Here is a 24,448-nt window from a genome sequence, read left to right as displayed (position 1 = left end):
TTTATCTAGAAATTAAACTCGTCAATAGTTTTCTTTATCCTTTGTGTTCATTATAATGGTCACGGGTCCATCGTTAAGTAAATCGATTTTCATATCAGCTCCAAAAACACCTCTCGCAACGGCTTTACCCATTAACGTTTCCAACTCGTTAATCATTTTATCATAAATAGGTATTGCCTGTAAAGGCTTGGCCGCGCTTATAAAAGAGGGCCTGTTGCCTTTCTTAGTTTGTGCAAAAAGCGTAAATTGCGATATAAGGAGAATCTCTCCATTCACATCCATCAGCGATTTGTTCATCAACCCTTTATCATCTCCAAAAATTCGCATATTTACGATTTTCCGGGCAAGCCAGCATACATCCTCCACCCTATCTTCTTCCTCAACTCCCAATAATACCAATAGCCCGTGCTTTATTTCTCCTGTAGTTTTTCCGGAAACTTTACAAGAAGCATGGCTGACACGTTGCAATACTGCTCTCAATTACGTTCCTCCTTTTTCGCCCAGAGATAGGCGATATGTAGAATTGTCAACGTCGCTTTTTGCATATCTTGTATAGAAACCCATTCTTGCTTCCCGTGAAAGGCATGCTCCCCTGCAAATATATTAGGGCAAGGGAGGCCCATAAACGATAATCGAGAACCATCAGTACCCCCTCGAATACTCCTTCTGATAGGATTCAGACCTGCCAATTGAATCGCCTGGAGTCCGATGTTCATAATCGCGGGATATTTATCTAATACATGCTTCATATTCCGATATTGTTCATGAATGACTAATTGGTAAGAACATCCTGAATGTTGCTCGATAACGTGTTTAGTAATCTTTTCTAGGATTTGCCCATGCGCATGAAGTCGTTCATTTGTAAAATCCCTTATTATGAACTCAATTTTGGCCTGCTCCACCGTACCAGATATGGAAACAGGGTGGATAAACCCCTCCCTGCCGGCAGTAGTTTCCGGAGAAAGACCGTCCTTTGGTAAGGCTTCGATAATTTTGGCGGCAATTTTTATTGCACTTTGCATTTTTTCTTTGGCAAAACCGGGATGCGCGCTTATGCCATTAATAGTGAGCACAGCCCCATCAGCAGAGAAAGTTTCATCTTCAATCGAACCCGCTGTTTCCCCATCAATGGTATAGCCAAAATCGGCCCCTAGCTTTACCATATCGACTTTATCAACTCCCCGGCCGATTTCCTCATCAGGCGTAAAGAGGATCCGTATTTTGCCGTGTTTTATTTCCGGATGCTTGAGCAACAACGCAACAGCATCCATAATGGCTGCAAGCCCTGCTTTATTGTCGGCTCCTAATAAGGTGGTTCCGCTAGCCGTAATAATATCGTTGCCAAGCTGATTTCTTAAATCCGGATGATTCTCTTGCGTTAGAACTTGCGTAGGATCGTCAGGTAATACCAAAGGCTCTCCCTGGTAATTTTTATGAATGATCGGCTTTACATGCTCGCCACTGCAATCCGGAGAGGTATCCATATGGGAACAAAAACAAATAACAGGTATTGCAGGGTCATCAACATTCGAATCCACTGTTGCATATACATATCCAAATTCATCAAGATGTGCGTCGTGTATACCTAATGCTTTCAATTCTTCTACTAACAATCGTCCGAGGTCCTTTTGCTTTTCAGTAGATGGATAGGAAATTACATGCGGATCGCTTTGTGTATCGATCTTCACATAATGCAAAAAACGTTCAGCAACACCATATTCTTCTGGCCTTATTAAAATACTCATAGGGTAAAATTAATATTTTCCCGCTATTCTTTTTAAGGCTTCTTTGGCTTTATTCTCGATACTACTCTCATAATCGTGGTTTTTCATACTGATCGCCTTATTATAGTAATCTGCCGCCATTTTATAGCGTCTTTTTCCAACGTAAATATCGCCCAGAAAAAGTGCTGCATTAGCCGCGTAGTAATATTTGGCATCTTGGCCGAAGGTGATTGTATATTGATAAAACTTGATGGCACCATTCATTCCTCCCGTTTCATGAAATACACGTGCAAAACGGTAACAATATTCAATCTTATCACGTTTTTGCTTATAATTATTGGCATTTTCTTTTTCCAGAACGCTTTTTGCTCTTTCGTAATAGCCACCATCAAATAGAAATCTAGCCTTCAATATACTGCCATTCGGCACGCCCTCACTCGATTCGTTAAGTGCTTGCTTATCTTTCTCATCATATGTGGTCCCATTAAGCTGTACTTTAGAAAGATACGTCTTATAGCTGAGGCTATCACCTTGCAATAAAGCAATATAAGCTAGATTAAGATAGGCATCTTTGGTATAGCTTCCCCCTGCGTTTCCGTTAAGGAAATGTTGGAAATCAGTCTGTGCCGAAAAATCCAATTTGTGCAGCTTGGCCATGCCTAATAAATAATCAAGATAAGGATAATCCACATACTCGACATTTTTAGGTCTCGCTATTAAATAATTAATTGCCTCGTCGTTATGCCCCGTTCTAAAAGCCGAAAATGCCCGTATGTAAAGCTTTAGTAGACTATCATTATTCATCTTGTCGGTCAAAAGATAAATTTTTTGAAAGGCTTGCTTCTTCTTTGTAATATTGACCCAAACCTGCATTAAATAAAAAACAGATTCATCATAAAAAATGGCATAAGGAGATCCCGGCAAGTTACTTACAAGCTCTTCCAACATCTTCTCACCCCTTATGGTACTTCCATGTACACCTAGTGTGCCCAAGGCTTTTTGCGCGCCGGAAGGTAAAGAGCCGATAACCGCATTTACCATCCCCAGCCCCTTTTTATTGGGAATAAACTCCGGAAATTTTTCCATATTTTCTTGGAGCATATTATAGGCTTTTTTAATCTCAAGCGCACTTGCTACGTACTCTTGATATTTCCCACGTAGTAATGCCCATTGGAGATTTATTTCCGCTTGAGCAAAAAGATAATAGGGCGATCCTTTGTCGCCGCCACTAATTTGGGACAAACGATTTGATTTATTCTTTTTTAGTTTGTCGAATATTGACTTGTCATCGCAGGATAGTATATAAAAATAATCAACATAATTTTCCAATAAAGGAATAAAGTCATTTTTGGGGTTTGCTAACTTCTCTTTTTCCAGATAGTGTTTTGCTAAATCCAGTCTTAAATTTAAAATCTCAGAATAGGCCCCCTTACAATTGGTGGAGAGGTCAAAAGCTGCATAGGCACCTGGAAGTAAGCTAAAAGAAAAGAGAAGAAACAACACTAATTTACGCGCCATGTGTATTGGATTAACGGACATAATTGCTCTTTATTAGCAGTAACAATGCCAAAATGCACTATTAACAAAAAAGCTCAGGACATATGACCTGAGCTTAACAATATGCGTTAATAAATTTAGGCGAATGTATTTTCCACAAATGCTTCATCTACTAAAATACGACCGCAGTGTTCACAAACGATAATCTTCTTTCGTTGGCGAATATCCAACTGTCTTTGTGGCGGTATTTGGTTATGACATCCCGAGCAGGAATCTCTATCAATTGTGACAACGGCCAAGCCATTTTTTGCATTATTACGCAACCTAGTATAGGCAATAAGCAAACGCTCTTCGATATTCGATTCGGCTTCTTCCGCTTTCTGTAACAATTCATCTTCATCCTTCTGTGTTTCGGAAGTTATTGTGTCCAATTCCTCTTGTTTAACAGCTAAATCCTTCTTACGCTCTTCTAAATCGCCTTCTGTCTTTTCGTAAATTTCTGTTTTATTACGAATCTCAAATTCATGCTCACGGATTTTTTTCTCGCAAACCTGAATCTCTAATCCCTGAATCTCAATCTCCTTGGTAATAGCATCATACTCTCTATTATTCTTTACCTCGTTCAACTGTGATTCATATTTTTTAATAGCTGCCTGTGCTTCTTTAATCATATTTTTGCGATTAACGATAGCATCTTCCAAGTCGTCAAGCTCTGAACGTATTTTCTCCATACGAGTCTCGAGACCAGCTACTTCATCTTCAAGATCAGCTACTTCAATAGGCAATTCCCCGCGAACTTGACGGATTTTATCAATTTTGGTATGAACTGTCTGCAAATCCCAAAGGGCTTGCAACTTTTGCTCTACGGTTTGTTCCATTAAATATAATAATTTATGGGGTTTGTATTTACTCCGGTTAAACGGACTGCAAAGTTAGGAAATTTTTTTTGAATTATTTCCAACAATAATTCTTGTGTAAACTGCTCACTTTCAAAATGTCCAACATCAGCGATAACAATTTTTTTCTCTGCGTCAAAAAACTCATGATACTTATAATCGGCGGTTACAAATATATCGGCCCCTTGTCGAATAGCCTGTGGAAGCAAAAAACCTCCTGAGCCTCCACAAACAGCAATCCGCTGAATGCTTTCCCCTTTTAACTGGGTATATCTTATGACGCCGGTCTTCAAACGCTGTTTAAGAAGTTCCAGAAACTGAAGCTCTTCCATGGGTTCCGCCAAATTCCCTATCATACCGCTACCTACTTGATGATGCTTATTCTGTAGGGTATAAATATCGTAAGCAACTTCTTCATAAGGGTGTGCCTCATACATAGCAACCAAAATTTGCCGTTCTTTATCCTGTGGATAAAGAACCTCTATCCGCTCTTCATGCTCCTGATGACTTTCTCCCACAGAACCAACATATGGGTTTGTACCCATACCTGCTTTAAATGTTCCGGTTCCTAAAACACCAAAACTACAATCACTATAATTCCCAATATGGCCTGCCCCTGCTTTAAACAATGCCGATCGAAGCTGTCCGGCTTGTTCTTTTGGCACAAAGACGACCAGTTTATGCAATAACCCGGTTTTCGGTAAGAGAATGGAAAGCCGCTGAAGGTTTAATTTTTCAGCAATCTTTTTATTCACTCCTTCATAAACATTATCAAGATTGGTATGCATGGCATAGAGCGCGATATCGTGCTTAATCGCTTTCATCACAACACGTTCTACATAACTGTTCGCGTTAAAGCGTTTTAATCCTTTGAATACAATTGGATGATGAGCGATAATTAAACGGCAACCTAAACGGATTGCTTCATCGACTACCTCTTCCGTACAATCGAGCGATATGATTGCTTGATCAACTTCGTCATCAGGTTGTCCAACGATTAGACCGGAATTATCATAGGACTCCTGATAGGAAAGCGGTGCAATACTTTCTAAATAATCTATTAATGTTGCTAAAATCATGATTTAGTTTTCTTCATTCTTGTGCCCTTGTTGTTCTTCGAGAAAAATATCGTGGTCCTTTAACAATTCTCTAAATCTGTTCATTTTAACCCAATACGCAAAAAAATAGAAAAAGTAGACCAAATTCACCCCCATCAAAATATTCACCGATAGCGGAAACATCGTAATAATATACAAAATTGCAACAGTAATCCCCGTTGAGCGTCCCGGAAATTCCTCCTCAGCAATTTTTCGATCATAGAATTCATTAGTTAATGAATCGGACATACGCTTAGCTAACTCGAAGTTCCAATAAATATTAAAAATCGGAATCAGCACCAAAAATGCTTCACCAGGCTTCATGAACCTATTTTCAGGTGCTATCAATTTTAATGTTGCCCTAAAAGTATTCGCGTACAAAATTTTGACAAACAAAAAGATAGCCGCCAAAACGCCTGCGGCAATAAGTGTTTCCCGATCAATATTATTTATATCCAGTTCCATCGGTACGAAAGTACATCAAAAACTTAGATAACTGAATTTTATATGCAATTTACAAAAACGCATAGGGAGCCTCAACCGTCAATGTCGATTTCGAACCGCTTGAAAAACATAGTGTCTGGAAACTAAAGATTTTTCGGCTTATTCATGAACCAAAGGCTTACAGCCAGATTGAGTAAAATACCTACCAGCAACGCTCCGGCGCATCGTCCTATATATTCTTCCATATAGGGCTGGCGTTCATACTGAAGCAATATCGCCGTAGCTAAACCCGCCAGTACGCCACCTACAAGTAAAATCATAAAACCTTGAACAAAAGCTCTAAAAAAAGAAATCTGTCGGTTAGGAAGCGTATTTTTATAATGAGCAATTCCAAAATAAAGTCCCAAAAACGGGATAAAAACAGAAAGATATTCCATCCATGAAATTCCGAGAAATCCCACAGAATATCTTCCTCCTGTTTTCTGAATAACGAAAATCCATACTCCGCTAAGAATGCCGATCAGAACACCGTATGGCCATGCTTGTTTCATAATCAGTGTTTTTAATTGTTTCAGTATAACAAGATTAATATCCAATTGTTTATAGTTATTTCTGACGCATTGTATTTCAAATTAACAGCTGCGTCCATTTAACCCTCCCGTGATTGCGAAAGTTGTTTTATATGATTATTTTAGATTGTTGTTAAAAAAGCACCGCATTGGCATTCGAGAAAAAAACAGAAAAACACAACGAAGCTGATTTATTAAATCGATATAAATCTACGGGTGAATTACAGATATTGGGAACGCTATACCAACCTTATATGCCTCTTGTTTATGGTGTCTGCCTGAAGTATCTAAAAGATGAGGCTCGAAGCGAAGATGCCGTTATGCAGATATTTGAGCAGCTCATACAGAAATTGCGCATCCATACGGTTAGCAATTTCAAAAGTTGGCTCTATTCATTTGCAAGAAATTATTGCCTCATGGAATTAAGAAACGCGAATAAGAGCCATACCATTTCAATAGAAGAAAATTCTTTTATGGAAAACGAGCTTGTTGTGCATCAATTCTTAGGAGAAGATACACTTGAAAACAAACTCAATCTAATGGAGCAATGTTTACAGGAATTAAATGCAGAACAAAGAGCCTGTGTTCGGCTATTTTACTTGGATCAAAAATGCTACAAAGAGATTGCAGACCTTACAGGCTACGATTTGAATAAAGTTAAAAGCCATATACAAAATGGCAAACGGAATCTGAAAATTTGTATGGAAAAAAATGACAAGCAACGCGACTAATATTATACGAATTCAGCAATACCTTAAAGGAGAACTGACTCCTGAGGAGATGAATAAACTTGAACGAGAAGCATTGGATGATCCCTTTTTAAACGATGCACTAGAAGGCTATCTACAAAAAGGCGTAAATACGCACCACCTAACCTTGTTGCAACAGCGTCTACAGGATAGGATAACGGAGCAACCGCAAGAGAGAAACCGGATGCTCTTCACTACCCAACGGCTTGGTATAGCCGCCGTTGCCTGTCTACTTTTCATTTTGGCTTGCGTTTTACTTTGGATGGTTAACACGCGAAATATAGCCAATAATGGAGGCAACCAAGAAGTAACAATGGAACTCAACACAAGTGACCCCATCCCTTCTGGTAATGGGTTGTCGATTGCGAGAAAATTAAAGACATCTTCCTCATCGCCGATAGCTGGATGGGATCATTTTAACGATTACATTTTAGAAAATATGAAATCCGATAGGACGAAAGGTGTTGTTATTCTCCGATTTAAAGTGGATCAAGAGGGAAGGCCCATTAATATACAAACGATAAAAGGAGCTAGCTATCGTCAAATAAACGAGATAAAACGCTTATTAGAAGGTGGACCAGCTTGGGAAGCAAATAAATCAGCGGAAGTTGAATTTGTTTTTGAATAGTGCCTCAAGGTCTCTTCAAAAACATATAAAGGACTCTTTATAAAATAAAATGCATAATTCCGTAAGTGATGCCCGCCAAGACAGCAGACACCGGAATCGTTAATACCCATGCCCAAAGCAAACTTATCGTTACACCCCAACGAACAGCCGAGACACGCTTAACCAAGCCGACACCGATGATAGAACCTGTAATCGTATGGGTTGTGGAAACAGGAATACCAAAGTGCTCGGTAATTCCTAAAGTTAAGGCTCCTGCCGTTTCGGCTCCAACACCCTCTAAAGCAGTTACTTTAGTGATCTTTGTACCCATTGTTTTCACAATTTTCCATCCACCACTCATGGTTCCTAATGATATCGCTGTATAACAGGTTAACGGAATCCACTCCGGCATATGATCGGCATTTGGTAAATAACCGCCCGCAACCATAGCAACAACAATGATCCCCATCACCTTTTGCGCGTCATTTCCTCCATGGGCAAAACTCAAGGCTGCCGATGAAACTAACTGCAATCGCTTAAACCACTTTTCTGCAACGGCCGGACGCGAACGTTTCGCTAGGTGTAAAATGATCAGGGTTATAACAATTGATATTAACATACCAATGACCGGCGCCAAGACAATAAAAGAGATTATTTTTAACGTGGGGCCTAAATTGATGGCCCCCATAACAGAGTCTCCTAAAAAAAGTGCATGAGCCATCCCTGCTCCTGCAAAACCACCGATGAGTGTATGGGAAGAACTGGAAGGAATGCCATAATACCAGGTAAATAAATTCCATCCGATGGCAGCTATCAGTCCAGCCAGAATAACTTCCAATGTAATGTAATTTTCAACAACAGTCTTTGCGATCGTATTCGCAACTTTATGGTCTGTAAAATAGAAATAAGCTGCAAAATTAAAAGCCGCAGCCCAAAGTACCGCTTGAAAAGGCGTAAGAACTTTAGTTGATACAATAGTGGCAATGGAATTGGCTGCATCATGAAAACCGTTTATATAATCAAAAGCAACGGCTAATACAATAACAACGACCAAGATGGTTAACATAGATTTCTAAATTTTAATGAGTGGAGGGTTTAAATGTAAACTCAAATAGCACATCTAAGCCGTTATGCATTTTTCACTAAAATACTTTCTAACACATTAGCCACATCTTCACACATATCTGTTGCAGTTTCCAACGTAGCAAGTACTTCTTTATATTTTATAAGAGTTATCGCATCTTTTTCATACAAGAACAGGTCACCTATCGCTTTATTGTAAACATAATCAGCTTTATTTTCAACGCTATTAACCCGTACACAGGCATCTGCTATGCTGCGCACGTTTTTTAAGTTTCTTAGCTCATGCATCCCTTTGGAAAGCGCAGTAACTGCTTCTACAATTAGGTTGGCTAATTCGCGGATTGGCTCGGTAATGATATCCACATGGTAAAGCTCCATCCGGTTTGCAGAGTCAAAAATATAGTCAGCAATATCATCCAAAGCACTCGCAAGTGTATGAATGTCTTCTCGATCAAAGGGTGTAATAAAATTTTTCCCTAACTCCAAATGTATTTGATGGGTTATTTCATCGCCTTTATGCTCTAAATCTTTGACCTTTTTATAAAGCAATTTTCGTTGTTCTATGTCATCTGTATTAACGGCCTCATGAAGTGCCTGAGCGATGTCTATCAGGTTAGTACTTGCCTGTTCAAAAAGCGGGAAAAACTTTTTGTCCTTAGGAACAAAGTATTGAAATATACTGTTTAGCGACATTTTACTTTTAAATTATGTTGCAAAGGTATCTCCTTAATGTTAAGTTAATGTTAAGTTTATGCAATCTCTGCTTCACTGAACATTTGTGTAACGTATACAGAAGGTCATATTAACTACGACTTTGCCAGTGTAAATCCAAAGGTTGATCCAAGTCCTTCCGTGCTTCGTACAGAAATTGTCTGTTGATGGGCTTCAAGAATATGTTTCACAATAGCCAAGCCTAATCCAGATCCACCAATTTGCCTGGAACGACTTCGATCGGTTCTAAAAAAACGTTCAAATAAGCGCGGTAAATACTTCTCCTCAATTCCGATTCCATCATCTGTCACCTCAAGGAGTACCTGGTCATGCAATTCATAGGTTTTGATATACGTATGTCCTTTCTCCTTCCCGTACTTGATAGAGTTGCTAATTAGGTTGACCAAAACTTGCCGGATTTTTTCACGATCGGCATTTACAAATATCGGATAGCTATATTTAGGTTTAAATATGAGTTCTATATCGTGCTTTTCAGCTTTTAATTCCAATGATTCCATTACCTCTTTCACCAGCATCGAAAGATCAAATCGTTGGTAATTTATTTTAATTTCACCACTTTCCAGTTTAGCTATTTCATCCAAATCCTTTATGAGATAACTTAGGCGATCGATGTTGTTCGATGCCTTTTGCAAAAAAGTTTCTGCTCGTTCAGGATCTTCATACATAAGGCCATCTTGAACGGCTTCTAAATACCCTTGAATTGCAAAAAGTGGTGTTTTAAATTCATGTGATATATTCGAAAGGAACTCCCTGCGAAATTGCTCTTGATTTTTCAGGGCGTCTATTTCGATTTTTTTCTCCCTTGCCCAAGCTCTTACTTCTTCGTGTACGTCATTAATTGGATCGTCTCCTAATTGTTCACCCAACGCTTCCTTTAGATCTTTACCCAACTTAAGATTGTGGATCATTTTATAAATAAGGGTGATCTTTCGATAAATGTACCGCTCGATAAGGTAATAAAAAACAAAAAAACTGCAAATGAAAGCAATAACAAAGGTAATAATGAAATAATACCAGCTATGTTGAAAGTAAAAGTTTACCGAACTTAATGATAAAGCAACAATTAACGCATTTATTGAGACCAGCAATTTAAATTGCATAACTAGTAAGTTTGACGTTTTTAATCAACACGCTTCTCTTCATCAAATTCCCCTAAGACGGTAATACCTCCTTTAACTTTATCGCCTAATTTCACATTTACCTTAGTTCCTATTGGCAAAAAAACATCTACACGAGAACCAAATTTAATAAAACCAAACTCTTCTCCTTGCTTTACCTCTTTTCCTTCATTAACATACCAGACAATACGCCTCGCCAATGCCCCCGCAATTTGCCTAAATAAAACTTCTACACCGAACGAGTTCTCCACAACTATTGTCGTTCGTTCATTTAGCGTTGAAGATTTCGGATTCCAGGCCATCAAGTATTTCCCCGGGTGGTATTTAAAAAATTTGACAACTCCTGTAATCGGACTCCTGTTACTATGCACGTTAATCGGTGACATGAAAATGGATAGCTGTAAACGCCGGTCCTTGAAATATTCTGTTTCCTCTGTTTCCTCGATAACCACGACCTTCCCATCTGCCGGGCACAATATTTTTTGATGATGTAAGTCGATTTTACGGATTGGGCTTCTGAAAAACTGTATCACTGTTACAAGAAGTACAAAGGAAAGGATATAGACGATCCATGTCAAGATCATGTTGTCAGAGTAAAAAAAATGTACTAACGCATTTATTACAAAAACAAATAATATCGATAGCGCTAATGTCGTATAACCTTCTTTATGGAATTTCATTAAAATTAATTATTACGTGTGCCTTTCAAAGCATTAATCCAGCTACAAACTTAGCACATTTTTTCCTCAGAATAAATTATTAATAATCTTGTATGCTATCAAGAGGTAAGCATGGGTTCCGTTACCGTTGTGATCGCTTAAACCGCCCGATAAATATCCTTTAGGTTACGGCCAATACCCTTGTAGTCAAGCCCATACCCTACAACAAATTGATTCTCAATTTCAAAACCCACATAAGCTAGTTCTTCAAAATCATATTCAAGAGCTTCTGGTTTCAACAACAGGGTACAAACAGCAATAGACACTGGCTCTTCACGTTCAACTAGTTCGATCACCTGCTTCAGTGTATTCCCGGTATCTATAATATCTTCAACAATTATCACCTCTCTTCCTTTTAGGGAATTAGGAAGGCCAATCAGCGTTTTCACCTCTTCCTCCCGTTGATCACCGCGATATGAAGCCATTTTCACAAAACACACTTCCGAGGCAATATGAACCTCCTTCATGAGGTCTGCCATGAACATAAAGCATCCATTTAGTACCCCAACAAATACCGGTATTCTATTCTCATAGGCTACATTTAGTTGTATTCCTATCAACCGCAACCGTTTTTTAACCTGCTCATGTTCGATCATTAGCTCGAAGTCCTTATGATCTATCTGTATTTTCATCAATCCTGTTGTTCTTGTTTTTTATCTTTCCCAAAAAGCTTTTCAAAGAAACCTTTCGCTTCTTCAAACTCCTCTTCCAGAAAATCTTGTTTTATTGTGTCGACCTGAAGCGTATCCGGTCTAGCCGGTCTCAGTGCTTCACGGAGGGTCACATTGTAAAATCCGTAACTGCTACTGTCACGAGGCGCCAGTCCTCTTCGAGCCATAATACCACCTATTAATCTAAAATATCCCCCCAAATATGGCTTCAAATGTCCATCATATTGAAAGGGATAGAGCCCTGTTTTTGGTTTAGGGATAATACTGGCCAGATAAATGCTTTCTCCCACATTCAACTGAGAAGGATGTTTTCCAAAGTAAAACCGCGCAGCTTCTCCTATTCCATATACATTTCTTCCCCACTCAATGATATTGAGATAAACTTCAAACATTCTGCTTTTGCTCACTACTTGATTATTTTCTATGAGCCAGACCATTAATATCTCTTCTATTTTCCGTGCCAATGTTTTTTCTCTTCCCAGAAACACATTTTTTACTAGCTGCATAGAAATTGTACTCCCGCCCCGTTTAAATGCTTTGGCTTTTAAATTGGTTGTAATAGACATTTTGAACGCATCGATCACAAAGCCCTTATGGCTAAAAAAAGAGGGGTCTTCAGTAGTAAGCACGGCATTCCTAAGATTGGGAGATATGTCATTAAGCGAAGTAAAATTTGGATTATTGGGTGAAACATCAATACTTCGCATTGCTTTTCCGTCTTCGTACGGTATATACGTAAATGGTGTATTTATTTTCGATAAATTCGTTTTCCCCCAAGAATTTATTCGAAATCCTTTTTTATCCATCCCTGCGGAGAGCCTTACGCTATCCGGATTATCTAAATCCACGAATAAATCTAAATGATATTTTAATTTTCCAGAGACCCTGATTCCCTCTAAATTATCAAACATACCATGAGGAAAGGAATCAAACATATCCTGTGCATTAATTTCAGGCATATCTACCCCTAATTCTATGCTACGGTGTGGCTTAAATGTTATTTTTCCAAAAGGATGAGCAACTAATTTTTTGATTTTTACTTCAGAACTTCTATCCAGTCCGATGTAGTTTTCGCCGACCAGAACCTTAGCGTCGATATGCCCTTGCGGAACAATGATCTCCTGCTCAGCTATTCTCCAATGCTGGATAACAAGATTTTTCGCAGCCCATCCGCCGGATATTTGCAATTCTCCACCGTTCATTGTCACCTTCTTAAGATCCGTTTCCAACGTATCGAACCGCAAAGTAAGCCCATATTTCTTCTTAATAACGGGTAGTTCAACAGGCTTTCCTTCTGCATAAACTTTAAAATACAATTGTTTTTTAGAGGGAAGCACTTGCCCCAAAACATGCCAAACCGCCTCATTATCATTGATTTCAACCGTAGATGACAAATCACCGTCATCAATAATAGCTTTAGGTACAGACACAACTTGTTTGGTACTATCATCCATATAACTTGCTTCAAAATCAGTAAGTTCCATGTTCTCAGGAATCTTATAAAGTACACTGTTGATCAGCTTATCGGCTAATTCTGCCAAGTTCATTTTAGTGGCCGTCTTTGTGGTATCCACTTCCTTTTGTTTAAACAAAAAATCATAATTACTTAGGCTGTCTTTTTTTACAAAAGATAGTTTAGCATCATGCAAATTCAGCGCAGACACTTTGATGTTCCCTGATAAAAGGGGCCAAAGCTTCACTGTAATATCTAAATAATTGATGTCTATTAATTGTTCTCGCTGATTCGGTAAAATACGAAAGCCTTCAACGGCTACCGTACTAAAACCCGAAAAATACGCTTTGTCGATCGTCACCTTCAAATCGTATTCGGTTTGAGCTTGCTTTTTAACTTGCTGTAATGCTTTCTGTAACAAACTTTCTCTTTTATTATAGAGTACTCCGACAGCAATGATGAATGCCACCATTATCGTCCCAAGGACAATAAGCGCAATCTTGAGGTGTTTCGGGTGGATTTTTTTTAAATATTGTTTTATCATAACGAATGGACGCACGATTCTTCGCCAAAAGTAATATTATTCTCTCATTATTAATCACGTAACCATTTGGAATCCGAAGTATATGCTGTCAATGTCTTATTCGCCTTCTTTTGTTTATTAAATGTAGAAATACCGTAAACCCGGGCAAAGCCAACTTTATCTACCCTATATTTCGTATTTTTGCATAAAATATGGAGTTCAAATGATAACTAAAGAACAGATATTACACGCTTTAAGTTTTGTTGAAGACCCTGATTTCAAAAAAGATCTTGTTACATTAAACATGATCAAAGATATTGAGATCACACCACATAAAATTAGCTTTAGTGTTGTGCTTACCACCCCGGCTTGCCCAATGAAAGATCATATTGAGCACGCCTGCCGTAATGCCATCGCGCACTTTGTCGATAAAAATATTGACGTTTCCATAAACATGACGTCTCAGGTAAAAGCTGCACCGAATCAACAATTAGCTAACATAAAAAATATTATCGTTGTTGCTTCGGGTAAGGGTGGCGTTGGTAAATCAACTGTTGCAGCCAATCTAGCTTTAGCCCTCCATCTTAAGGGCGCAAAAACAGGATTATTGGATGCAGATATTTACGGACCGTCAATTCCTTTAATGTTTGGGGTTGAAGGAGCACGTCCAACGGCCTCTAAAACAGCTGACGGAAAAACAAAAATAGAACCAATTGAAAAATTTGGAATTAAATTATTATCCATCGGTTTCTTTACCGATCCGAACCAGCCCATCCCTTGGAGAGGGCCGATGGTAAGTGCTGCTATTAAACAGTTATTTAATGATGCCGACTGGGGCGATTTGGATTATCTAGTGGTTGACCTGCCTCCTGGTACCGGAGACGTACATATTACAGTCGCTCAGAATTATCCGGTGGCCGGAGCCGTTATCGTTACGACACCCCAAAATGTTGCATTGGCCGATGCAACGAAAGGCATCGGTATGTTCATGATGGACACCATCAATATACCGCTATTAGGTATAATCGAAAATATGGCCTATTTCACACCCGCCGAGTTACCCGACAACAAGTATTACATCTTTGGAAAAGATGGTGGTAAACGTCTTGCTGAAAAGTTTGATGCCCCATTTTTAGGGGAGCTTCCTTTGGTCAAGAGTATTAGCGATGCCGGTGATAACGGCTATCCGATTGTCACAGATGAGGATGAATTCATTTCAGGAAATTTTATATCAATTGCTGAAAAAGTGGCACAACAACTCTCCTTACAGCATAATTTAAAGGATGAACAAAAGCCCAATTTTATACAGTAAATAATTTTTAGTATCTTTACATCTATTTTTAAAACCATATAAGGTTATGAGCTTACAGGAGAGAGTAGAAGAAGCACTAAACACCTTAAGGCCTTATCTCGAGGCAGACGGTGGTAATGTAACCATAGAAGAAATTACGTCGGAAAATGTAGTTCGCCTGCGCTTGTTAGGATCGTGCGCGTCTTGCTCGATGAGTATTATGACTTTCAAAGCGGGTTTGGAACAAGCCATTCAAAAAGCTGTTCCTGAAATTACCGCAGTAGAAGCCATCAACATTACCGATCCAAACGACCCAAACGCAACCATACCCCAACGTGTTAACTAATTGGAGTAATTCCTTTTAACATTATTTAACAGGAGGTTTTGCTGAGTTTTGGTAGTTTTATCGCATTATGAAAAAAATCGCTTTTGTAACCTGCTTGCTTATTTTTAGCGTATCGGCTTTAACATCGGCCCAACAGCATACAGAAAAAAAGCTAGTGCAATTCAGCGGGGTTATACATAATGCTGACTCAAGTATCGCAGTTCCCTATGTAACATTAACGAATCTTTCTTATCAAAAGCAGCTTTTTAACGCAAATCATCAAGGTTTCTTTTCTTTTGTCGCCCATGAAGGAGACACGATAAAACTCAGCGCCGTAGGTTATCGCTCTGAACAGTTAATAATACCAAAAACCGCCAGTAATAAGGTCACAGTTGCGCTAACAATGAAAGCACAAATCATCGATTTGCCGGTAGTAACTGTTTATCCCTGGGCAAGTATTGATGAATTCAACTATGCCTTCATGAATTTGCAGATCGCTGATGATGACTACCTAATTGCTCAACGGAACCTTTCGTATGAATCTTTAGTAGCCATGTCTAAAGTAGTACCAAGGAATGCTTCCGAGATCCAAAATTTAGATGCTACGAGCAGGCATATCGGTTTAACGAATAAGACGGTCAATCAACGGAATTCCAATGCTTTATTTAGTCCTTTAGCCTGGGCAAGCTTTATTAATCAGATTACTCAAGGAAATAAGAGCAGAGCAAGCGACAATTAGCATCGTTTACGCATTAACTTTTTATCCAACGAATTTTTTCGTCAATCGGTTTTCTTAAACCGGTAGTTTCTTTTTCGTGGTGATATCCTAGGTAAAAAAGACCAAGACATGCTTCATTTCGCCCGAGCTGTAAAAAATCTTTCAGCCCACTCAAAGTTCCCGGTGTGCTCCAGTAACCACCTATGCCTTTCGCTCTAGCCGCAAGCCAGAGGTTTTGTGCCGCACACCCAATAGCCGCCACTTCCTCCCATTCTGGAACTATGCCGCTATAAGCAATATTAATCGCAACTATCGCAGCAGATTTTAGAATTTTCTCCTTGATATTATCATACTTCTTTTGCAAAAACTGTTCTTCATTTGTTTGTGCTCTATATAATTCAGCCATTTTATCAGCAAGTGCCGAACGTCCTTCTCCATTAAATACGGTAAAAAACCAAGGTTGAGTAAGCTTATGACTTGGCGCATAGTTTGCATAGGTCAATAGTTCCTTTATAATTTCATCCGGAATATCTTGATCGATATAACTTACGGGAAAAATGCTTCTTCTATATTTTATATTATCCAAAATGATCTTTTCAGTATTCATAATAAAAATTATCTTATCAATGCTTATTTCTTCTAATTGCTAACAGGATATTATAGGCTATAAACAACCATAGCCACTTAAAGTGGCTATGGTTGTTTAGTTCGATATACGCACATAAAGACGCTACTTTACATTAGACACCATCTGGCCACCGGTAGCTGATTTCAGTTTTATAAAGTCGGCCATAATATCTAGACTTTCATCTTCGATAAAGTCATTATCCATCCGAGGTAGAGCCTGTCCTTTTGCGATAACCGGCAAGCCTTTTAGTTGACGCCGAGCATTTACCCGATCCCTATTTTTTACATCCTGATCTTCTCTTTCCTTCTTTAATTTCGTTTCCTGCAAGGAAACCGAAGTTTCACCTTCACGTTTATTAAATGTTTCAATATCATCTAAAAGATACTTATACTCCGTAGATGTCTTCATCCGCTCATTATGTTTCTCTATCAGATTTGGTTTGATCGCATTTAAATCTGCATAAGGTGTGTAGGAGGATGATTTAATCTGATCCCAGGGAAGCGCTGCTTTTTCAGAGCTCTCTCCAAACTTATCGGCCGCATAAATCATAGGAAATTCGATATCGGGCGTAACTCCTTTATGCTGTGTACTACTCCCGTTTATCCGATAAAATTTGAATGTGGTGAAATTAATTTGTCCAAATTTAGGAGCTCCCTGAGGCATACCGTCATCCACATTGGAAGCTTCATTTGTTTTGTCCCTTGCGGTTAGCAATAATCGATCTGCACGGCTAATGAACTGATCCATCGCTACCGCACTTTGCACAGTACCCTTACCATAAGATTGGGTTCCGATAATAATTCCACGTCCATAGTCTTGAATAGCGGCGGCAAAAATCTCGGACGCCGATGCACTAAACCGATCAATCATAACACCGAGAGGCCCCTCCCAGCTAATACTTTCATCTTCGTCGTTATTGATCTCAACGCGATTATTTGGATCCCTTACCTGTACAACGGGTCCTGATTTAATGAAAAGTCCCGTTAACTCAACTGCTTCAATTAAAGACCCTCCTCCGTTTGCCCTCAAATCCATCAAAACGGCATCCACCTTTTCCTGTTTTAAGGTATCTAAAATCCGCCGGACGTCTCGCGTTGTACTCTTATAATCCGGATTCCCAGCCTGCATCTCTTTAAAATTTAAATAAAAGCCAGGCACTTTGATAACGCCAATTTTGTAGGTCGTCCCATCTTCTCCCTTAACCTCTTTAACTTCCTTCTTTGCTGATTGTTCTTCATCTACAATCTTATCCCGTACCAAAGATATAATCTTTGGAGCAGCAGTGAGCTCCTGTCCTGCAGGAATAACTTTTAATCGAACTGTTGTTCCTTTGGGGCCCTTTATTTTCGACACGACATTACCCAACCGCCAACCAACTACGTCTACAAATTCGTCATCACCTTGAGCAACTGCTATAATTCGATCGTCTTGTTTAAGTGTCTTATCACGAAATGCAGGTCCCCCTGGAACAATACGCATTACCTTTACCACTTCGTTATCCATCATCAGCTGTGCACCTATTCCTTCAAACGAACGAGCCATGCTCTCATTAAAGCGCTGCGCATCCTCTGGTGTAAAGTAATTGGTGTGTGGATCAATTGCACCCGTGAACGCATTCATCATGATTTGAAAAGCGTCATAATTATTAGATGTATTTTCCTGTGAAAGCAAATTTTGATACCGTTCTTTGAGTGTTTTTTTGCTTTTAGCCTCTTCCCCCTCTTTGCCTGTACTACTCAATTTCAGATTCAAAAGATCGTATTTTATTCTTTTTTTCCAGCTTTCCTGAGCCTCAGCTTCTGTCTTAAACCAAGCAAGCTTTTCTCGATCGTAAACAAAGGATTCGTCTTTCGTAAAATCATATTTTTTGTCTATCTGCGAAATCGCATATTTTAATTGTTCATTGAATCGCTTTCTATAAACATTATAAACATGAAACATAGCACTTAAATCACCATTTTTTAAATCATTCAGTAAAACTTTACGATAAGACTCAAAACTATCAATGTCCGATTGAAGGAAATAATTTTTTCCTTGATCTAAGTTTTTCAAGTACAGATCGAAAACAACAGACGATAAAGAGTCGTTAAAAGGAACTCTTTTGTAATGCGCCTTTTCTAGTAGCGCCACTAAATCTTTGGTTATAATTTCTTGTTTGGCATTGGGCCGCAGAGTTCCTGCACCTTCATCCAACTTAACGCGCGGGTTAGCACTACAAGCAACAGCTGCAGCAATAAACAACGCCAAAAACAATTTTTTCAACATCTCTTGGAACGATTTAATATCCATTATTTATACGTAATACTCTTTCGGACAACGCTGTCCTTAAGGTTTTAAAATTATCAAAAAAAGAACCAAAAATCACACAGCAATATAGTATAAAACTATTTCTTTTATAAATCATATAAATTTTACATTTGTGCGATGCTATTTTAGTCGATCGACCTCTTACATTGAAGTATTTTGCATTACTGTCATTGCGCCTTCTTCTTTTGTTGTTGACACAACAACCTTTACATCGCTAGCGGGAAATAGTCGGTTTTTGATATGGTGGTATTCTGTTAAATATTCAGAAGCTTTTGTATAATTTTCTGTTTTTAAGTACACATCACCCAAATCATCATAGATCCGCAATCTCAACATCTCGTCACCCGCCTGTAAAGCATAAGCAGCCGCTGATGTATAATCGGTGATGGCCAGTTCATATTCTTTTAGCAATTTTTTTACTTTACCAAGATGGTATAAGCTATATGACATGTCTCGTTGACTATTACTTGCCAAGGAAGCAACTTTTACTGCCTGCAGGTGAAACCATCTAGATTCGGTATATTTCTTCTCCAATAAATAAATTGCAGCTAAACTATTATAGGCACTCACACGACCACTTACGTTTTTCTCTTTCTTATATAAAGGTAAAACACGCTTAATAATATCGTGCTGTGCTTCCTTAAATTGCCCCTTTCTCGCCTTTAAAACCGCCAAATGCTCTAAGGCTACAGCCTCGTTATGCACACTTTTTGCCCTTAAAGCGTTTTTGTTCATCAAATCATAATAAAATAAGGCCCTATCTGTATTATCTAAAAACTCGTACAAGGCCCCTAAGTTACTTGCAATAATAGCCTGCGCATGAAAATCATTAATTTCAGCCTTTATAGCAAGGGCTCTTTCAAAACTGCCAATTGCTTTTTCATATCTCTTATCTTTTACATATAGAAGCGCCAACCGATTTTGCAAATTTGACACCATTTCCATATTTCCAATCTGCAGATATGATTGCAAAGAACGTTGGAGGGAAGTCTCCAAATCCATCGTGCTGTTAGCTGTATTGGAAGGTAAAGGGTAATACTGCCCGGTCTGTTGCAAAACAATATTTAGATCCCGCTCTTCCAATTCCTTCGTAACAGAGCCCGAAGCAATATGCTTTTGGTCAAACGCTTCTCTAAGTAATTGTTCTTTTGTTTTTTCAGGAGGAAGCTCATACTGAACGGGACCTATCCCTGTAAAGCTTTTCACGGATACTGTGTCTGACACGATCCCTTTATCACCATTTCTCTTCTTGGCCAACTTGCCTTTTACACCGGGCGCAAAGCCCATCACTAGACAAGAAACCAATGTGTATTTAAGTATCTTTTGCACGTAAACCGTTTTTATTCATTTCTCAATATACAAACTTATATAAAATTGGTTTGATTTGCAATTTTATGATAGCCAACACTTAACCTAATTCTTCCGTGCATCTTAAAAGATCTTCATATTGCATTTAGATAAAAATAATAGTAAGTTTGCTAAAAAAGATGGCAACAACTCCTCCCTTGGCTGAGCGCATGCGCCCGGAAAATATAAACGATTATGTTGGTCAGTATCACCTATTGGGCCCGGATGCCGCTTTAAGAAAGTCCATTGAAAGCAACAATCTTCCGTCAATGATATTATGGGGTCCCCCCGGTGTCGGAAAGACGACCTTGGCTTACATTATTTCAAAACGCTTAAATCGCCCTTTTTTTAACCTCAGCGCGATAAATGCCGGGGTTAAAGATGTGAGAGAAGTCATCGAAAAAGCGAACTTAAGCAAGGCTATGTTTCAGGATCAGCCCATTTTGTTTATTGACGAAATCCATCGTTTCTCAAAATCCCAGCAAGATTCTTTGTTAAGTGCTGTCGAACGCGGGTTAGTGACATTAATAGGAGCCACAACAGAGAATCCCTCTTTTGAAGTTATATCCGCGCTATTATCCCGCTGCCAGGTATATACCTTGAAGCCCTTGGAAGAAAGTGACCTTGTGACGCTACTGCAAAAGGCAATAGCGAGCGATCCGGCTTTAAAAGAGAAAAAAATTATCATTGACGAACACGAAGCGCTGCTCCGAATTTCAGGAGGAGATGCCAGAAAACTACTCAACGTGTTGGAGCTGGTTAGTAATGCCCTTTCTAGTGAAGAGCATCACATCAATAATGATTTTGTGCTAAAACAGGTTCAACAAAACATGGCGCTCTACGACAAAGCGGGAGAACAGCATTATGATATTATTTCTGCTTTCATAAAATCCATTCGAGGAAGTGACCCAAATGCAGCTGTATATTGGCTTGCCCGAATGATAGAAGGTGGAGAGGATCCCTTATTTATTGCCAGAAGACTGCTCATTTTAGCCTCCGAGGATATCGGTAATGCAAATCCAAATGCACTGCTGTTGGCAAACAACTGTTTTCAGGCTGTAAATGTAATTGGTTGGCCGGAATCAAGAATCATTCTTTCGCAAACGGTAACTTATATGGCTTCGTCACCAAAGAGCAATGCTGCTTACGAGGCTATTAATAACGCCCAAGCGCTTGTAAGGCAAACGGGCGACTTATCCGTTCCCTTACATTTAAGAAATGCGCCAACAAAATTGATGAAAAATTTAAATTATGGAAAGGAATACAGATACGCGCACGCTTACGAAGGGAATTTTGTTGAACAGGAGTTTATGCCTAATGGATTGAGTGGTCAACAATTATACGATCCGGGAAACAATCCTGCCGAACAAAAGCTAAGGGAGCAACTAAAAAAATTATGGAAGAATAAGTATGGTTACTAATGTCTAGTATCAGCCAAAGTACAGCTCTTTAAACGATGCCTAATGTTTCGCAGGCTTTTTCAGCGGCTAGTTTTTCAGCATTTTTCTTATTATAGTCACGTCCGATACCTCTAACCTCTCCCGAAATAATTGCTTCTACTGTGAATAACTTAGCGCTTTCTCCTTCCGCATTATTTGTGACTTCAAAGAGAACGTCGTTACCGGTAGATTGACACCATTCAATTAACCTACTCTTAAAGTTTGTTTCGGTTTGTTCTAATAGATGAATATCTACGTGTGGTTTTATAATGCGGTTTAGAAGGAAATTACGGGTAAACAAGTATCCTTTATCAAGATAGACAGCCCCAATGAGCGCTTCGAAAGCATCACCCAGTAAAGAACTCGACTTACCGGGATATCCTACCATTTTAGAATCGTACTGAATAAGTTCATCAAAACCAAGTTTTCTAGCTAATTGGTTAAGATGAACTCTACTGACGATCTTTGAACGCATCTCTGTTAAAAAGCCCTCATCCTTATAAGGGTACATCTTAAACAAAAGCTCAGCTATGACGGCTCCTAAAATAGCATCTCCTAAAAACTCCAGTCGCTCGTTACTATTTTTTGTTCCTTTCTTTACTTGCACCGCAACCGATTTATGGCGAAAAGCCATCTGATAGAGGTACAAATTTCCCGGTATAAATCCAAGTAAATTTTTCAATGCCCGAACGTATTTTCGTTTGGACGAAAGGTAGAGCTTATAAATGCTAAAAATAGACATTATTCATTTGGAAAATTTTCAAAATTCCATAGATACCATTTACTTCACTGCAGTCTTCAAAAAGAATAGGTTTCTCAAGGTTGAAACGCATTATTCGTCGTACTTTTTGAAAATTACGGAAGCGTTATGTCCACCAAAACCAAAAGTATTACTCAAAGCATAGTTGACTGTACGACTTTGCAGTTTGTTAAATGTAAAGTTAAGTCGACTATCCAAGTTCGGGTCATCGGTAAAGTGGTTAATCGTCGGCGGTATAATACCATTTCGAATGGCCAAAATGGAAGCAATAGATTCCACTGCCCCGGCCGCTCCCAACAAGTGGCCCGTCATAGATTTAGTTGAGCTAATGTTAAGCTCATAGGCATGAGCTCCAAAATGATCGAGAATAGCCTTCGATTCACTTATATCGCCTACGGGTGTTGAGGTGCCATGTACATTGATGTAATCAATATGTTCGTTAGAAATATGTGCGTCCTTTATAGCGTTCGTCATTGCTAAACGTGCACCAAGACCTTCGGGATGTGAAGCCGTAATATGATGTGCGTCTGCGCTCATTCCTCCACCAATTAATTCAGCATAGATTTTGGCTCCACGTGCTTTTGCATGCTCCAAACTTTCCAGAATAATCGTCCCTGAACCCTCCCCGGCTACAAAACCATCTCTGTCGTTGTCAAAAGGACGTGATGCCGTAGCAGGATCATCATTACGTGTTGAAAGTGCATGCATAGCATTAAAGCCGCCAATCCCCGCTTCATTTATTATCGCTTCTGACCCACCACTAATGATAACATCAGCATATCCGGTTCGAATGTAATTGAGGGAATCGATCAATGCATGTGTGGAGGAAGCACAAGCGGACACTGTCGAAAAGTTCAACCCATGTAGTCCATACTTCATAGATATATGTCCAGGACATATATCCAGTATCATTTTGGGTATAAAAAAGGGATTGTACCTAGGTGTTCCATCGCCTTTAGCGAAATTACTTACTTCGTCTAAAAAGGTTTTTAAGCCTCCGATTCCTGATCCCCAAATTACACCGATACGATTTGTATTTAACTTGTCAAACTCTAACTTGGCATCACGTACAGCCTCTTCTGTAGAGGCCAACGCATAATGAACAAATGGATCTAACTTACGAGCCTCCTTCCGATCCATGAATTGAGTAGGGTCGAATCCTTTTACTTCACACGCAAATCTTGTCTTGAATTTCTCTGCATCAAAATGCGTAATAGGAGCAGCTCCGCTTACCCCGTTGATCAAACCATTCCAATATTCAGAAACAGTATTACCAATAGGAGTAAGCGCACCTAATCCTGTTACTACTACTCTTTTAAGCTCCATTTATTCGATTGGCCTAATTTTTAGTTAGTTAACGTTTTTTTCTAAGTAAGCTACAGCTTGTCCAACAGTGCTGATGGTTTCAGCTTGGTCGTCAGGGATAGCTACGTTGAATTCCTTTTCAAACTCCATGATCAACTCTACGGTGTCTAATGAATCAGCACCTAAATCATTGGTGAATGAAGCCTCTGGTGTAACTTCATTTTCGTCAACACCTAATTTCTCAACGATAATTGCTTTAACTCTTGAAGCGATATCAGACATGATTTTTATGGTTTAATGTTTAATAAATCAGTGCAAAGAAAAATAAAATTCAGCAAAAATCAAACCTTTTTAAGTTTTAGGCCTAATTACTTTATTCTCAAAGGCATTTTACCCTAGGCAATTTGCGCAACTTAAGACGAAAATTACTTCTTTTAAAACACTTA

The 24,448-nt window shown here is 39.0% G+C and carries 25 protein-coding genes; 6 read left to right on the top strand and 19 right to left on the bottom strand.

Annotated features, from left to right (window positions below; translation table 11 throughout):
* Positions 1–21: 21 nt before the first annotated feature.
* The 7 genes from dtd to RYH73_RS04000 all read right to left on the bottom strand — a co-directional run bounded on the left by dtd (position 22) and on the right by RYH73_RS04000 (position 6,209).
* Positions 22–480: a D-aminoacyl-tRNA deacylase gene (gene dtd / locus RYH73_RS04030; protein WP_335311983.1), complete on the bottom strand. Its 459-nt coding sequence runs from the start codon at positions 478–480 to the stop codon at positions 22–24.
* A complete protein-coding gene (gene pepT, locus RYH73_RS04025; RefSeq protein WP_335311982.1) occupies positions 477–1,745 on the bottom strand; it encodes a peptidase T in 1,269 nt (422 codons plus the stop codon). Before pepT ends, dtd begins: the two co-directional genes overlap by 4 nt.
* Before the next feature lie 9 nt (positions 1,746–1,754).
* Entirely contained in the window at positions 1,755–3,242 is a 1,488-nt protein-coding gene (locus RYH73_RS04020; protein ID WP_335311981.1) for a tetratricopeptide repeat protein, read from the bottom strand.
* A gap of 116 nt (positions 3,243–3,358) precedes the next feature.
* Complete coding sequence (locus RYH73_RS04015) at positions 3,359–4,099, bottom strand: zinc ribbon domain-containing protein (RefSeq protein ID WP_335311980.1); 741 nt, start codon at positions 4,097–4,099, stop codon at positions 3,359–3,361.
* The gene (locus tag RYH73_RS04010; protein WP_335311979.1) at positions 4,099–5,196 is read right to left on the bottom strand and encodes a Nif3-like dinuclear metal center hexameric protein; all 1,098 of its coding nucleotides are present in this window, start codon (positions 5,194–5,196) and stop codon (positions 4,099–4,101) included. Before RYH73_RS04010 ends, RYH73_RS04015 begins: the two co-directional genes overlap by 1 nt.
* A 3-nt stretch (positions 5,197–5,199) precedes the next feature.
* Positions 5,200–5,679, bottom strand: coding sequence for a hypothetical protein (locus tag RYH73_RS04005; RefSeq protein WP_335311978.1), 480 nt, complete (start codon positions 5,677–5,679; stop codon positions 5,200–5,202).
* Between the two features lie 122 nt (positions 5,680–5,801).
* Positions 5,802–6,209 (bottom strand): DUF4199 domain-containing protein, encoded by a 408-nt coding sequence (locus RYH73_RS04000; protein WP_335311977.1) that lies wholly within the window; start codon positions 6,207–6,209, stop codon positions 5,802–5,804.
* A gap of 167 nt (positions 6,210–6,376) precedes the next feature.
* On the opposite strand from RYH73_RS04000, the gene RYH73_RS03995 reads away from it, so the two are divergent.
* Positions 6,377–6,958, top strand: coding sequence for an RNA polymerase sigma factor (locus tag RYH73_RS03995; protein WP_335311976.1), 582 nt, complete (start codon positions 6,377–6,379; stop codon positions 6,956–6,958).
* Complete coding sequence (locus tag RYH73_RS03990) at positions 6,939–7,604, top strand: hypothetical protein (protein ID WP_335311975.1); 666 nt, start codon at positions 6,939–6,941, stop codon at positions 7,602–7,604. Before RYH73_RS03995 ends, RYH73_RS03990 begins: the two co-directional genes overlap by 20 nt.
* Positions 7,605–7,641: 37 nt before the next feature.
* Here RYH73_RS03990 and RYH73_RS03985 read toward each other — a convergent pair whose 3' ends face one another.
* The 6 genes from RYH73_RS03985 to RYH73_RS03960 all read right to left on the bottom strand — a co-directional run bounded on the left by RYH73_RS03985 (position 7,642) and on the right by RYH73_RS03960 (position 13,903).
* Positions 7,642–8,649, bottom strand: coding sequence for an inorganic phosphate transporter (locus RYH73_RS03985; protein WP_335311973.1), 1,008 nt, complete (start codon positions 8,647–8,649; stop codon positions 7,642–7,644).
* A gap of 62 nt (positions 8,650–8,711) precedes the next feature.
* On the bottom strand, positions 8,712–9,359 hold the full coding sequence (locus RYH73_RS03980) for a DUF47 domain-containing protein (RefSeq protein ID WP_335311971.1): 648 nt from the start codon (positions 9,357–9,359) through the stop codon (positions 8,712–8,714).
* Positions 9,360–9,472: 113 nt separating this feature from the next.
* A complete protein-coding gene (locus RYH73_RS03975; protein WP_335311970.1) occupies positions 9,473–10,498 on the bottom strand; it encodes a sensor histidine kinase in 1,026 nt (341 codons plus the stop codon).
* 20 nt (positions 10,499–10,518) lie between these two features.
* Positions 10,519–11,196, bottom strand: a complete 678-nt coding sequence (locus RYH73_RS03970; RefSeq protein WP_335311969.1) for a phosphatidylserine decarboxylase family protein — start codon at positions 11,194–11,196, stop codon at positions 10,519–10,521.
* Positions 11,197–11,333: 137 nt separating this feature from the next.
* A complete protein-coding gene (gene hpt, locus RYH73_RS03965) occupies positions 11,334–11,867 on the bottom strand; it encodes a hypoxanthine phosphoribosyltransferase (RefSeq protein ID WP_335311968.1) in 534 nt (177 codons plus the stop codon).
* Positions 11,867–13,903, bottom strand: coding sequence for a transglycosylase domain-containing protein (locus tag RYH73_RS03960; RefSeq protein WP_335311967.1), 2,037 nt, complete (start codon positions 13,901–13,903; stop codon positions 11,867–11,869). Before RYH73_RS03960 ends, hpt begins: the two co-directional genes overlap by 1 nt.
* 202 nt (positions 13,904–14,105) lie before the next feature.
* On the opposite strand from RYH73_RS03960, the gene RYH73_RS03955 reads away from it, so the two are divergent.
* The 3 genes from RYH73_RS03955 to RYH73_RS03945 all read left to right on the top strand — a co-directional run bounded on the left by RYH73_RS03955 (position 14,106) and on the right by RYH73_RS03945 (position 16,237).
* Entirely contained in the window at positions 14,106–15,194 is a 1,089-nt protein-coding gene (locus tag RYH73_RS03955; protein WP_335311966.1) for an Mrp/NBP35 family ATP-binding protein, read from the top strand.
* Positions 15,195–15,240: 46 nt separating this feature from the next.
* Entirely contained in the window at positions 15,241–15,519 is a 279-nt protein-coding gene (locus RYH73_RS03950) for a NifU family protein (RefSeq protein ID WP_335311965.1), read from the top strand.
* Between the two features lie 67 nt (positions 15,520–15,586).
* Complete coding sequence (locus tag RYH73_RS03945) at positions 15,587–16,237, top strand: hypothetical protein (RefSeq protein WP_335311964.1); 651 nt, start codon at positions 15,587–15,589, stop codon at positions 16,235–16,237.
* Between the two features lie 13 nt (positions 16,238–16,250).
* On the opposite strand, the gene RYH73_RS03940 is transcribed toward RYH73_RS03945, so the two are convergent.
* The 3 genes from RYH73_RS03940 to RYH73_RS03930 form a co-directional block, all read right to left on the bottom strand.
* On the bottom strand, positions 16,251–16,823 hold the full coding sequence (locus RYH73_RS03940) for a nitroreductase family protein (RefSeq protein WP_335311963.1): 573 nt from the start codon (positions 16,821–16,823) through the stop codon (positions 16,251–16,253).
* 123 nt (positions 16,824–16,946) lie between these two features.
* Positions 16,947–19,109 carry a carboxy terminal-processing peptidase gene (locus tag RYH73_RS03935; protein ID WP_335311962.1) on the bottom strand — a complete coding sequence of 721 codons (2,163 nt, stop codon included), beginning with the start codon at positions 19,107–19,109 and terminating at the stop codon, positions 16,947–16,949.
* Between the two features lie 183 nt (positions 19,110–19,292).
* Positions 19,293–20,480 carry a tetratricopeptide repeat protein gene (locus RYH73_RS03930; RefSeq protein WP_335311961.1) on the bottom strand — a complete coding sequence of 396 codons (1,188 nt, stop codon included), beginning with the start codon at positions 20,478–20,480 and terminating at the stop codon, positions 19,293–19,295.
* Between the two features lie 158 nt (positions 20,481–20,638).
* Here RYH73_RS03930 and RYH73_RS03925 point away from each other — a divergent pair, with 158 nt between their 5' ends.
* Positions 20,639–21,919, top strand: a complete 1,281-nt coding sequence (locus tag RYH73_RS03925) for a replication-associated recombination protein A (RefSeq protein ID WP_335311960.1) — start codon at positions 20,639–20,641, stop codon at positions 21,917–21,919.
* Positions 21,920–21,947: 28 nt separating this feature from the next.
* Here the strand turns inward: RYH73_RS03925 and rnc are convergent, their stop codons facing one another.
* From rnc to RYH73_RS03910, 3 genes are all read right to left on the bottom strand, one after another.
* Positions 21,948–22,679: a ribonuclease III gene (gene rnc / locus RYH73_RS03920; RefSeq protein ID WP_335311959.1), complete on the bottom strand. Its 732-nt coding sequence runs from the start codon at positions 22,677–22,679 to the stop codon at positions 21,948–21,950.
* 90 nt (positions 22,680–22,769) lie between these two features.
* A complete protein-coding gene (gene fabF, locus RYH73_RS03915) occupies positions 22,770–24,023 on the bottom strand; it encodes a beta-ketoacyl-ACP synthase II (RefSeq protein ID WP_335311958.1) in 1,254 nt (417 codons plus the stop codon).
* 24 nt (positions 24,024–24,047) lie between these two features.
* Positions 24,048–24,284 (bottom strand): acyl carrier protein, encoded by a 237-nt coding sequence (locus RYH73_RS03910; RefSeq protein WP_013664647.1) that lies wholly within the window; start codon positions 24,282–24,284, stop codon positions 24,048–24,050.
* Between the last annotated feature and the right edge of the window lie 164 nt (positions 24,285–24,448).

This window comes from Olivibacter sp. CPCC 100613 (genome assembly GCF_036959255.1).
Classification (GTDB): Bacteria; Bacteroidota; Bacteroidia; order Sphingobacteriales; family Sphingobacteriaceae; genus Olivibacter.
Note: the sequence above shows the minus strand (reverse complement) of the source record. Positions and strands in the feature narration are given on the sequence as shown.